This is a genomic window from Massilia varians, assembly GCF_027923905.1.
In the GTDB taxonomy this organism is placed as follows: Bacteria; Pseudomonadota; Gammaproteobacteria; order Burkholderiales; family Burkholderiaceae_D; genus Telluria; species Telluria varians_B.
Genome location: NZ_AP026966.1, coordinates 3,368,464 through 3,380,751 on the forward strand (window position 1 = coordinate 3,368,464; position 12,288 = coordinate 3,380,751).

11 protein-coding genes are annotated in these 12,288 nt (G+C 66.1%); 4 read left to right on the forward strand and 7 right to left on the reverse strand.

The annotated features are described in order from the left end of the window. Positions 1–8 precede the first annotated feature (8 nt). Genes MasN3_RS15105 through MasN3_RS15115 form a run of 3 tightly spaced genes read left to right on the forward strand, consistent with a single transcriptional unit; the run spans position 9 to position 3,625 of the window. On the forward strand, positions 9–1,460 hold the full coding sequence (locus MasN3_RS15105) for an aldehyde dehydrogenase family protein (RefSeq protein WP_281908201.1): 1,452 nt from the start codon (positions 9–11) through the stop codon (positions 1,458–1,460). 35 nt (positions 1,461–1,495) lie between these two features. Next, positions 1,496–2,605, forward strand: coding sequence for a porin (locus MasN3_RS15110; RefSeq protein ID WP_281908202.1), 1,110 nt, complete (start codon positions 1,496–1,498; stop codon positions 2,603–2,605). Between the two features lie 45 nt (positions 2,606–2,650). Continuing rightward, the gene (locus MasN3_RS15115) at positions 2,651–3,625 is read left to right on the forward strand and encodes a LysR family transcriptional regulator (protein ID WP_281908204.1); all 975 of its coding nucleotides are present in this window, start codon (positions 2,651–2,653) and stop codon (positions 3,623–3,625) included. 21 nt (positions 3,626–3,646) lie between these two features. Here MasN3_RS15115 and MasN3_RS15120 read toward each other — a convergent pair whose 3' ends face one another. From MasN3_RS15120 to MasN3_RS15150, 7 genes are read right to left on the reverse strand one after another with little or no spacing between them, the layout of a single operon-like run. Then, a complete protein-coding gene (locus MasN3_RS15120; protein WP_281908208.1) occupies positions 3,647–4,666 on the reverse strand; it encodes a glycoside hydrolase family 43 protein in 1,020 nt (339 codons plus the stop codon). Positions 4,667–4,682: 16 nt separating this feature from the next. Beyond that, positions 4,683–5,624, reverse strand: a complete 942-nt coding sequence (locus MasN3_RS15125; RefSeq protein ID WP_281908209.1) for a LysR family transcriptional regulator — start codon at positions 5,622–5,624, stop codon at positions 4,683–4,685. Positions 5,625–5,679: 55 nt separating this feature from the next. Continuing rightward, positions 5,680–6,639 (reverse strand): glycoside hydrolase family 43 protein, encoded by a 960-nt coding sequence (locus MasN3_RS15130; RefSeq protein WP_370662300.1) that lies wholly within the window; start codon positions 6,637–6,639, stop codon positions 5,680–5,682. A 29-nt stretch (positions 6,640–6,668) separates the two neighbouring features. Beyond that, on the reverse strand, positions 6,669–7,646 hold the full coding sequence (gene yjfF, locus MasN3_RS15135; RefSeq protein ID WP_281908211.1) for a galactofuranose ABC transporter, permease protein YjfF: 978 nt from the start codon (positions 7,644–7,646) through the stop codon (positions 6,669–6,671). Beyond that, positions 7,643–8,707 (reverse strand): ABC transporter permease, encoded by a 1,065-nt coding sequence (locus MasN3_RS15140; protein WP_281908212.1) that lies wholly within the window; start codon positions 8,705–8,707, stop codon positions 7,643–7,645. The genes yjfF and MasN3_RS15140 overlap by 4 nt, the downstream gene beginning before the upstream one ends. Further along, positions 8,704–10,227 (reverse strand): sugar ABC transporter ATP-binding protein, encoded by a 1,524-nt coding sequence (locus tag MasN3_RS15145; RefSeq protein WP_281908213.1) that lies wholly within the window; start codon positions 10,225–10,227, stop codon positions 8,704–8,706. Before MasN3_RS15145 ends, MasN3_RS15140 begins: the two co-directional genes overlap by 4 nt. A gap of 7 nt (positions 10,228–10,234) precedes the next feature. Continuing rightward, on the reverse strand, positions 10,235–11,197 hold the full coding sequence (locus MasN3_RS15150) for an ABC transporter substrate-binding protein (protein WP_281908215.1): 963 nt from the start codon (positions 11,195–11,197) through the stop codon (positions 10,235–10,237). A 200-nt stretch (positions 11,198–11,397) separates the two neighbouring features. On the opposite strand from MasN3_RS15150, the gene MasN3_RS15155 reads away from it, so the two are divergent. Then, positions 11,398–12,288 carry a restriction endonuclease gene (locus MasN3_RS15155; RefSeq protein WP_281908216.1) on the forward strand — a complete coding sequence of 297 codons (891 nt, stop codon included), beginning with the start codon at positions 11,398–11,400 and terminating at the stop codon, positions 12,286–12,288.

The following is a 12,288-nucleotide window of genomic DNA, read 5'->3' on the forward strand; positions in this document are numbered from 1 at the left end:
AGCTCCGGATGAGCAATCTGAACGCACGCAACTACATCGACGGGCAGTGGCAGGGCGCCGCGTCCGGCGCCGTCGGCGAAAGTCGCAACCCGGCCGACGGCAGCGTCATCGGCAGCTACGCCGCCAGCGGCACTGAAGATGCACGGCTGGCCATCGCCGGCGCGCGCCGGGCTTTTGACGGCTCGCTGTGGCCGCACGATGCGCGCCTGCGCCAGCTGGTGCTGCTGGAGTGGGCGCAGCGCCTCGAGCAGCGCCCCGAACTACCCGCCCTGCTCACCCAGGAAAACGGCAAGGTGCTGGCGCAGTCGCGCGGCGAGCTGGCGGCGGCCATCTCGGAAATCCGCTACTACGCGGGCCTGACCCGCCACATCCCGGGGCACTTCATGGAAGTCGAGCCGGGCGCCTACTCGGCCACGCTGCGCGAGGCGGCCGGGGTGGCGGGCCTGATCATCCCGTGGAACGCGCCGGTGGTGCTCTTGATCCGCTCGCTCGCGCCGGCTCTGGCGGCCGGCTGCACCGTAGTCATCAAGCCGGCGCACCAGACCGCACTGATCACCACCGAGGTGCTGCGCGAACTGGCGGCGGTGGAAAGCCTGCCGCACGGGGTGCTCAACCTGGTGCTGGAACGGGGCAGCGAGGTGGCGCAGGAACTGGTGGCCTCGGCCGAGGTGGACGTGCTGAGCTTTACCGGCTCCAACCTGACCGGCCAGCGCATCATGGCGGCCGCCGCCCCGACCATGAAGAAGCTGTCGCTGGAGCTGGGCGGCAAGTCGAGCTGCCTGGTGTTTCCCGACGCCGACATCAGGTCCGTGGCCCAGCGCCTGGCCACGGCGGCGACCATCATTTCGGGCCAGCAGTGCACGGCCGCGCGCCGCGTGCTGGTGCATGCCTCGCGTTTCGATGAGATGAAGCGCGCCCTGAAGGCGGCACTGGAAGCAATCGTCGTCGCGCCGGGCGACGCTCCGGGCGCCGGCATGGGGCCGCTGATCGACGGCGAGTCGCTCGATCGCGTGTCGTGCGACGTCGAACGCGCCCTCGACATGTGCGACGAAGTGGTGCTGCGCGGCGGGCGTGGCGACGGCAAGCTGGCGGACGGCCACTTCTTGAGCCCGACCCTGGTCGCGCACGCCGATACCGGCGCCTTCTTCACCCAGGACGAGATCTTCGGCCCCTTCGTCGTGCTCGAGAAATTCGAGGACGAGAAGGACGCGGTGGCGCGCGCCAACCATAGCGTGTTCGGGCTGTCCGCGAGTGTCTGGACGGCGGACGGCGACCGCGCCATGCGCCTGGCGCGCGCGCTGCGCAACGGCACCGTCTGGATCAACGACCACAACCGGCTGTTCGCCGAAGCGGAAACCGGCGGCTACCGCCGCAGCGGCATCGGCCGCCTGCATGGCTACGAAGGCCTGGCCGACTTCCTCGAGACCAAGCACATCTTCCGCAACGCCGGCCTGGTCTGAAGCCGGACAACAAACTGAAAACTACAGGAGACAACATGAGTTACCTCGAAGGACAGCGCCGCAAGGCGATGCTTGCGGGCGCATGCCTGGCCGGCTTCCTCTCGGCACCGGCATGCGCACAGGGAAACGTCACGGTGTACGGCATCGTCGATGCGGCGCTGGCCCGCATCAGCAATGCCAATGCCGAAGGGAAGGCCGTCACCAAAGTGCCGTCGCTGACCGGCAGCCTGCCCTCGCGCATCGGCTTTCGCGGCGAGGAAGCCCTGGGCAAGGGCCTGAGCGCAGTCTTCGCGGTAGAGGCCGGCTTCGGCCCCGACACCGGCCTGTCCGGCCAGGGCAACCGCCTGTTCGGCCGCCAGGCCTGGGTCGGTCTCAAGGGCGGCTGGGGCACGCTGCAGCTGGGCCGGGTGATGAACATGACCTACCTCAGCACCGCCAGGAGCGACGTGCTCGGCCCCGCCCTGTTCTCGATCAGCAGCATCGACCTCTACCTGCCGAATGCGCGCAGCGACAATGCGCTGGCCTATGTGGGCAACTTCAAGGGCTGGACCGTCGGCGCCAGCTACAGCCTCGGGCGCGACGCGTCCTCGGCCGGCGGGGCCGCGGCAACCGGCTGCCCGGGCGAACTGGCGGCCGACGACGACGCCTGCCGCCAGATCACCGCGCTGCTCGGCTACGAGACCGACGCATTCGGCATCAATGCCGTCTACGACCGGATGCGCGGCGGCCCGGGCGCGGCGAACGGCCTCACGAGCAGCGCAAACACCGACCGCCGCGTAGGCATCAACGCCTACGTCATGCTCGGACGCACCAAGCTGGGCGGCGGCATGTTTGCCAGGACCACGGATGCCGCGCCCGGCAGGACCGAATCGGACCTTTACTATCTGGGGGTCAGCCATCCCCTCAGCGCCAGCCTGACGCTCGACGCCCAGGTCGCGCGCAAGGCGGTCGACGCATCGGCCGACGATTCGAACCTGATGGCCGCGCGCCTCACCTACGCGTTCTCGAAGCGTACCGCCGTGTACGGTGCGGTCGGGCGCATGGACAACCGGGGTCAGGCGGCGATCGCCCTCGACGTGGGCGGCAGCGCGGCGCCGGGACGCACGCAGAACGGGATCATGGCCGGGCTGCGGCACTCATTCTGAAGTAAGATGCCGGCTTCGGACATCAATACCTGAAGCCACATTCCCATGGACTTGCGCCAGATTCACTACTTCATTGCGCTGTACGAGGAAGGCACCGTCACCCGTGCCGCGCACAGGCTGAACATCGTCCAGCCAGCCCTGAGCATGCAGATCGGCAGGCTGGAGGATCACCTCAGCCAGAAACTGTTCGAGCGAGGCAAGCAGGGCATGGTGCCGACCGCCGCCGCGCGTCAGATGTATCGCCTGTTCGTCCCCATCGTGCGCGACTTCTCGAATGCCGAGGCCCAGATGCTCAGCAGCGAGGGAGAAATCCGCGGACACGTGAAGATCGGCCTGATCGCCTCGATCACCGAAGGGGTGCTGGTCGAGACGCTGAGCGACTTCTCGAACAAGTATCCGGAGGTGGACGTGACGGTGAGCGACGGCTATACCAGCACGCTGACGGACTGGGTCACGGCGGGACGGCTGGATGCGGCCATCGTCAACAAGCCGCGCCGCCCGCTGGCGCTCGACGTCGAGCACATCGTCGACGAGGAGATGGTCCTGATCACCGGGGCCGGCCTGGCGGCCAGCCTGCCGCAGAACCTGGCCTTGCGCCAGGTGCCCGCGCTGGGCTTGCCGCTCGTCCTGCCGAGCCGCGGCCATGGCCTGCGCAGCAACATCGACAGCTTCGCCGAGAACGAGAACATCGAGCTGACGGCCAAGTTCGAAATCGACTCTCTGATCGCGGCCATCAACCTGGTCGAGCGCTGCCCGGTGGCCAGCATCGTCCCGCGTGTCGCGGTGCACCGGCAGCTGGCCAGCGGGTCGCTGCGCGCCCATGCCATCGTGTCGCCGAGGCTGGTGCGGCGCGTGGTGAGCGTGTCGCACCCGCGCCGCCCGCTGAATCCGGCCACCAAGCTGTTCGTGTCGATGCTGGCGGCGAACCTGCGCCTGCGCACACCGGGGGCGCAGGCGGAAGGCGAAACGCAGGGCGCCGCGCAGGAAGTGTCCGGCCTGGACCGGCCCGAAGCGGATTAATTCCTTCGATCGATACCTGCTTCAGCGCGACGGCCGGGCCACACGCGCATCCGGCACCGGAGCCCCGAAGTCCGGCGTGCCGTCCGGTCGCCACGTGATGGGCTGCGCGCGCGTATGGCGGTTCGGGTCGAACAGGGAGTCGCCCGTGATCTTTTCGTAGTTGCGCGCGTGATAGACCAGGATGTCCTGCTTGCCGTCCGGCGTGGTGGTGAAGGAATTGTGTTCCGGGCCGTACTGCCCGGTCGCCGCATTGGTGCGGAACACCGGCACTGGCGACTTGGTCCATACGGCCGGATCGAGCAGATTGGCGGATTCCGCGGCCGTCAACAGGCCCAGGCTGTAGCTGGCGTCAGTGGCGCTGGCGGAATACGTCATGAAAACGCGGCCATTCTTCACCAGCACGGCCGGGGCCTCGTTGACGTGATGGGTCATCTTCTCCCACGCATAGTGGGGCGTGGTCAAGAGCGTCGCCGGACCCTGGATCGACAGCGGCGTGTCCATCTTCGCGAGGTACACGGCCGTCATGTGCCGGTCCGCCGTGGGCGGCTTCTGGGTCCAGGCCAGGTAGCGCTGGCCCTTGACCACGAAGGTGGTCGCATCAAGGGCAAAGGATTCCCAGCCGGTCTTGAGCTGCCCCCGTTCGATCCACTGCCCTTCCAGGGGATTGGCGGCGGCATTCTCGAGCACGTAGAGGCGGATGTCGAAAGGGGCGTCCTCGCGTCCGGCCGTGAAGTACAGGTACCACTTGCCGTCGATATGGTGCAGCTCGGGCGCCCAGATGTGGCGGCTCATCGGGCCGCCGACATGCTTGCGCCAGACGACCCTGGCCTCGGCCTTGCCCAGCTCGTCCAGCGAACGGGTGCGGCGCAGTTCGATCCGGTCGTATTCCGGGACGGTGGCCGTGTAGTAGTAATAGCCGTCGCCATGCAGGGTCACATGCGGATCGGCCCGCTGCAGCACCAGCGGGTTGGCGAATTCCGCTGCGGCGGCCGGCAAGGCCAGCGCGAGCGCCAGTGCGAAGCTCAGACGGGCTTTCATCATGTTCAGGGTCCTCGGTTCAGTAGATCTCGGAGGCCGCCAGCCTCACCTGCTTGAGCAGCAGGTCCGCGCCCGGCGCCAGCAGGTGGTCCTGCTGGCGGATGATGCCGAAGGCGTCCATCTTGCAGGGCAGCTCGATCGGCAGGATGCGCATCACGTTCAGCGACGCGTAGTACTGCGCCACTTCCTGCGGCATCACGTGCAGCGAATCGGTCTGCTGCAGCAGCGTGGTGATGAGCAGCAGCGCGGTGGTGTCGACCACGTTCACGGGAGGCTGCAGGCCGGCGCGGCGGAACATCATGTCGAAGCGGTGGCGCAGGATGCTGCCGGGCGGCGGCAGGATCCAGGGCTGGTCGGCGATGTCTTCCAGGCGCAGGTCCTTCGCTTCGAGCAGCGCATGGCCGGGACGCACCACGGCGCAGGCGGGTTCCTCGGTCAGCTCCTCGTACACCAGGCCGCTCGAGTCTTCCTTCTCCAGGATGCGGCCGATCATGAAGTCGAGCGTGCCGCGCTGGAGCTTGTCGAGCAGGACGTTGCTGGGCTCGAGGTGCACGCCGATGCGCAGCAAGGGCGCCTGCTCCTTGATGCGCGCGATCGCGCGCGGCAGCAGCGCCATCGCCGGCGACATGATGACGCCTACTTCCACCTGCCCGGACAGGCCGGCCTTCAGGGCGACCAGGTCGTCGTGCGCCAGCGCCAGACTGGTGAGCGCCATGCGCGCGTGGCGGATCATGGTCTCGCCGTAGATGGTCGGTTCCATCCCGCGCGGCAGGCGCTCGAACAGGCGCACCTCCAGCATCTCTTCCAGGTCCTTGATCTGCTTGGACGCCGCCGGCTGCGTCATGTGGAGTTCCTCGGCCGCGCGGTGGATGTTGCGGTAGTCGTCCAGCGCGATCAGGAGCAGCAGCTGGCGCGTCTTGAGGCGCGCCTTCAGAAACCAGTTTGGGTTCGTCGTATCCATCAGGAAATCATATCATTTGTGATATCGATCCAATGGAAATGCCGCTCGATGGCTATCACTTGCAGCCAGGCGAGGGGTTGGCGGCCGGCCCTTCCGCCGTTTGCGCCACCGGCAGCATCTTGCCGTCCGGGCCGTAGTGCAGTTCTTCCACCGCGACCGAGCGGCGGTATTCGCCGCCGGTCGGCAGCTTGCCGTTGTGGTAGAAGATGTAGGACTTGCCGTTGAACTCGACGATGGCTTGGTGGATCGTGTTGACGTTGCTGTTCTTTTCCATGATCACCCCGCCGTAGGACCAGGGCCCGGTGGCCGTCGGGCCGCTCATCACCACGGTCTCTTCGGGGAACTTGCGCGAGTACGAGAGGTAGTAGGTGCCCTTGCGCTTGTGCAGGTAGGCCGCTTCCACGAAGTTGTCCAGGCCCACGGTGTGGATCGGACCGTCGAGCTCGATCATGTTGGGCTTGAGCTTGGCGTACTTCATCACCGTGTTGCCCCAGTACAGATAGGCCTGGCCATCGTCGTCGATGAAGACAGCCGGGTCGATGTCGTCCCACGGAATATCGGTTTGCTTGGTCATGTCGTTGGTGATCAGCGCGGTGCCGCGCGCGTCCACGAAGGGCCCGGTCGGGCTATCGGAGACGGCCACGCCGATCGCCTTGCTCTTGAGGGCGGCGTGGTCCACAGTCGAATAGAAATAGTACTTGCCATTGCGCTCGACGATGTCGGAAGCCCAGGCGTCGCGCCCGGCCCACTTGAAGGTGCTGTAGCGCAGGGGCGAACCGTGATCGGTCCACTTCTTCATGTCGCAGCTGGAGTAGACGCGCCACTCGTTCATCACGTACTCCTTGCCGCCGACGGGCGCTTCGTCCTTGCCGACATAGACGTAGACGCGGCCGTTGTCGACCAGCGCGGCCGGGTCGGCGGTGAAGATGTCCTTCACGATGGGATTCGAAGCCCCGGCCAGGGGCGCGGCCAATGCAGCGGCCAGTCCGGCCACGAGTACGGACATCTTATTCATCACGTCTCCTTATATATTGCTCTTATTTATTAGCTTTGCTTCTGACGGAAGCCCATCAGGCGTTGGACCACGCAGAACACGAACAGCAGCGCGCCGATGACGATCTTGGTCCACCAGGAGCTGAGGGTGCCGTCGAAGGCGATCAGGGTCTGGATGGTGCCGAGCACCAGCACGCCCGACAGCGCGCCGAGGATGTAGCCGTAGCCGCCGGTCAGCAGGGTGCCGCCGATGACCACCGCCGCGATGGCATCGAGCTCGGTGCCCTGCGCATGCAGGCCGTACCCGGACAGCATGTAGAACGAGAACAGCAGGCCGCCCAGCGCCGCGCAGAAGCCGCTGAAGGCATACACCGCTACCTTGGTGCGGCCCACGGCCAGGCCCATCATCGCGGCCGACTGCTCGTTGCCGCCGATGGCGTACACCGCGCGTCCGAAGGACGAGTAATGCGCCATCCACACCGCCAGCAGCAGCATGGCGATCGCGATCAGGGCGCCCGGCGACAGGAAGCCGCCCAGGAAGGGCAACTGGGTCTGCGACATGGCCACGAACAGCGGATCCTCGATGGTGATCGACTCGATGCTGATCAGGTAGCACAGGCCGCGCGCCAGGAACATGCCGGCCAGGGTGACGATGAAGGGCTGCAGGCGGAAGACATGGATGATGGTGCCCATCGCGCCGCCAAATGCTGCGCCGCCCAGCAGCACGATGGCGATCACCGCCAGCGGCGGCCAATGCGCCACCTGCAGCAGCCAGGCCGCAACCATGGTGCTCAGGGCCAGCACCGCGCCCACAGACAGGTCGATGCCGCCGGATAGGATCACGACGCCCATGCCGATCGCCAGCACCAGCAGGAAGGCGTTGTCGATCAGGAGATTGAGCATCACCTGCAGCGACAGGAAGCCGTCATATGCCTGGCCGCCGGCCAGCAGCATGGCCGCCAGCAGGACCACGGTCGCGGCCGAGGTGAACCAGGGCGCGCTCGACACGCGCGTGGTCAATGCGTTCATGCCGCCCTCCTCTTCCACAGGCTCTTGAACTGGTCGGACTGCGAGATGCAGACCAGGAACACCACGCTTGCTTTCACGACCATGTTGACCTCGGGCGGGACGCCCAGCGAATAGATGGTGTAGGTGAGCGTCTGGATGATCAGCGCCCCGATGATGCTGCCCATCAGCGAGAACTTGCCGCCGGCGAGCGAGGTGCCGCCCAGCGTGACCGCAAGGATGGCGTCCAGCTCCAGCATCAGGCCGGCGTTGTTGGCGTCCGCGCTCTTCACATTGGAACTGATCATCAGCCCGGCCATGCCGGCGCAGGCCGCGCTGAACACATAGACGAAGACGACCAGGGCCGCGGTGCGGATGCCGGCCAGGCGCGCCGCCACCGGATTGATGCCAACCGCCTGGATGAACAGGCCCAGCGCCGTGTGCCGCAGCAGCAGGCTGGTGGCGGCGAACACCGCGATCACCACGAACAGCGCGAACGGCAGTCCGAGCAAGTAGCCGCTACCCAGGAAGAAGAAGGGCTGGTAGTAGACGGTAACGATCTGGCCGTCGGTGAGCAGCTGGGCCAGGCCGCGCCCGGCCACCATCAGGATCAGGGTGGCGACGATCGGCTGCAGGCCCAGGCCCGCCACCAGTGCCCCGTTCCACAGCCCGCACAGCACGGCGGCGCCCAAGGCGGCCAGCAGGGCCAGTCCCATCGGCGTCTGCGCCACGTACTCGGGCACGCCGTTGTTGATCACCATGGTGCCGCCGATGAGCATCGAGGCGACGGTGCCGGACAGGGCCACCACCGCGCCCACCGAGATGTCGATGCCGCGCGTGGCGATCACCAGGGTCATGCCGATCGCGGCCAGCATCAAGGGAGCGGCGCGGTTGACGATGTCGACCAGGCTGCCGTACAGGTGGCCGTCCTTGATCTCCAGGTGGAAGAAGCCGGGGATCAGGAGGAAGTCGATCAGGAGCAGCAGCGCCAGCGCGGCCAGGGGGCGGAACAGCGAATGCTGGAACAACGAGGGTTTTGCCGACTGCGCGGGCGCCAGCACGGTTTCCTTGACAGCGACGTTCATGCGCTGCCCTCCCCGGCGATCACGTGCAGCACCGTGCTGTCGTCCAGCTCACCGCGGCCGTACTCGCCGCAGGCCTTGCGGTCGCGCATGACCACGATGCGGTCGCTCACGCGCAGCACCTCGGGCAGCTCGGACGAGATGAACAGAATCGACATGCCCTTGCGGCACAGGGTGGTAACGTAATCCATGATTTCCTGCTTGGCGCGCACATCGATGCCGCGCGTCGGTTCGTCGAGGATCATCAGCTTCGGCTCGGTGGCCAGCCAGCGCGCCAGCAGGACCTTCTGCTGGTTGCCGCCGGAGAGCGTGCCGATCGGCGTTTCGATGCTCGCCGTCTTGATCCCCAGTTGTTTCACATAGTGGGCCGCGAGTTCCTGCTGGCGGCGCATCGGGATCGCGCGCAGCAATCCCTGGCGCGCCTGCAGCGCCAGGATCAGGTTTTCGCGCACCGACAGGGCCAGGATCGCGCCCTCGTGCTTGCGGTCTTCGGAGCAGAAGCCGATGCCCTGTTGGATGGCGTCGCGCGGCGTGGAGAACACGCGGCTGCGGCCGTCGATTTCGATCGCGCCGGCGTCGGCCTTGTCGGCCCCGAACAGCAGGCGCGCGGTCTCGGTGCGGCCGGAACCGAGCAGGCCGGCCAGGCCGAGCAATTCTCCCTTGCGGATCTCGAGGTCGATCGGGTTCAGCACCCCCTTGCGCGCCAGCGCCTTGGTGCGCAGGAAGGTCTCGGTGGCTTCGCCGGCTGCGGCGCAGGCACTGCCGGTTTCTTCCTGCGCCTCGGCCGGTGCGCCGATCATCTTGTTGACCAGGGCCAGGCGCGACAGCTCGCTGCACAGGTACTCGCCTTCGCGCTCGCCGTTGCGCATCACGGTGATGCGGTCGGAGATCGCGTAGGTCTGGTCGAGGAAGTGGGTGACGAACAGGATCGCCATGCCATGCTCGCGCAAGCCGCGCAGCACCGAGAACAGCAGCTGGACTTCGTTCTCGTCCAGGCTGGAGGTGGGTTCATCGAGGATCAGGACCTTGCTCGAAATGTTCAGGGCGCGCGCGATCGCCACCATCTGCTGGATCGCCAGCGGATAGCTCGACAGGGGCTGGGAGACGTCAACATCGATCTGCAGGCGTTTTAATAGTTCGGCAGCCTGGCGGCGCATGCCGCGCCAATCGATCATGCCGAAGCGGCGTGGGTAGCGTCCGATGAAGATGTTTTCCGCAACCGACAGGTTCGGGCACAGATTCACTTCCTGGTAGACCGTGCTGATGCCGAGCTGCTGGGCGTCTTGGGTGGACGTCGGCGCGATCGCGCGGCCATCCAGCTGGATGCTGCCGCGCTCGGGCTGGTAGACGCCGGTCAGGACCTTGATGAGGGTCGACTTGCCGGCGCCGTTCTGGCCCATCAACGTGTGGACTTCGCCGGGAAACAGGCGCAGGCCCGCATCAAGCAGCGCCTTCACGCCCGGGAACTGCTTGTGGATGCCGGTCACTTCCAGGACCGGCGCCACGGTGGTCGAGGCGAGCATGGCCGCCTCAGTATTTACGGTTCGGGAATTCCTTGGCCGCGACTTCAGCTGGGAACACACCCTCGTTCACGGTAATACGCTTCGGCACCGGCTTGCCCGCCTTGACCATTTGCGCGGTCTGGATCAGCTGCGGCCCGAGCAGTGGGTTGCACTCGACGGTGACGTTGAGCTTACCCTGCAACATGGCCTCGAACGCGCCGCGCACGCCGTCGATCGACACCACCAGGATGTCCTTGCCCGGTTTCAGGCCCGCTTCCTCGATGGCCTGGATCGCGCCGATCGCCATGTCGTCGTTGTGCGCGTACAGCACGTTGATGTTCTTGCGGTCGGATTTGAGGAAGGCTTCCATCACCTCCTTGCCCTTGGCGCGTGTGAAGTCGCCGGTCTGCGAGCGGATGATCTTCAGCTTCGGATGGTCCTTGATGACTTCAGCGAAGCCGGCCTTGCGGTCGATCGCCGGCGCCGAGCCGACGGTGCCCTGCAGCTCGACGATGTTGTAGCTGCGGTTCGGGTTCTTCTTCTGGTGCTCGACCAGCCAGCGCGCGGCGCGGCGGCCCTCTTCCACGAAATCGGAACCGATGAAGCTCACGTACAGCGAGGGGTCGCTGACCTTGACGGCGCGGTCGGTGAGGATGACCGGGATCTTGGCGGCCTTGGCTTCGCGCAGCACGGTGTCCCAGCCGGATTCGACGACCGGCGAGAAGGCGATTACGTCGACGCGCTGGGCGATGAAGGAGCGGATTGCCTTGACCTGGTTTTCCTGGCGCTGCTGGGCGTCGGCGAACTTCAGGTTGACGCCGGCCGCCTTGGCGGCGCTCTTGATCGAGGCGGTGTTGGCGGTGCGCCATTCGCTTTCGGCGCCGACCTGGGAGAAGCCGATGGTGAGGGGTTTGGCGGCGTAGGCCGGCATCGCGCAAGCGATGGCACAGGCGGCGGCGCTACCCAGGAAGGTTCTGCGGGTGAGGGTCATTACCTTAGTCTCCGGTATTGTTGTTTCGCAATCGTAAGACAAAGTGTGATGCTGATCCAATCATATTTGTCTTTGATCAGATACCTGATTTGATATCAGTAGATGCACGACGCATCAAAACAGTGTTCAGCGCAGATTTCCAAGGACAGCTGCTACATACTCAACTACTATTATTTCCACACGACAACATGGAGTTGAAAATGGCTCGCCGTAGTAACAAGGGTTTGGCAAACGACCTGGTCGCCCTGCCCTGGCAATTCAGCGCCGCGCTCGCAGTCAGCGCCTTTTTCGGGATCCGCTGGATACTGCCGGGTTTTCTTCCCGAGCGCGGCGCGCTGTCGGCACTGAAAGCGCATCTCGAGGCGCTGTCCTGGATCGTCTTTGCCGCATTGGCCTGCATGGCATTGCTGGCGGCGCTGCGTGCTGGAATCCAGGGGTTGAAGCAGGCAGCTGGCTTCCGGTCCAGCCGGCAGCGCGCGCGAATGCGCGTCGTCCCGGATGCGCTACCGGTCTCGAAGCCAGGCGCTGCCAGCCTTCCTGCTGCGCCGACGGCATGGTCGCTCGATGCGCTGCGCACGCTGGAATGGAAGCGCTTCGAGCTGCTCTGCGCCAGGTACTACGAAGCCGTCGGCTTTACCACGGCGACCCTGGCCGCGGGGCCGGACGGCGGCATCGACGTCAAGCTGTTCAAGGTCGATCCGGCGAAACCGCTGGCGATCGTCCAGTGCAAGGCCTGGAATACCCATCCGGTCGGGGTCAAGGAAGTTCGCGAGCTGCTCGGCGTGATGGTGCACGAAGGCGTCGGGAGAGGCATCTTCGTCACCACCGGAACCTACACGCCGGATGCGCTGCAGTTCGGCGCGGCGAACCCGCTCCAGCTGCTCGACGGCGAGGCATTCGCCAGGAAAATCCTCGACCTCCCGCTCGACAAGCAGAAGGCGCTGCTCGACGTCGCCTTCGAAGGCGACTACCGCACACCAACCTGCGCCTCCTGCGGCACCAAGATGGTCGCGCGCGACAGCAAGCGCGGGGCATTCTGGGGCTGCATCTACTACCCGCGCTGCAAGACGACGTTCGCGATGCGCGCCTGA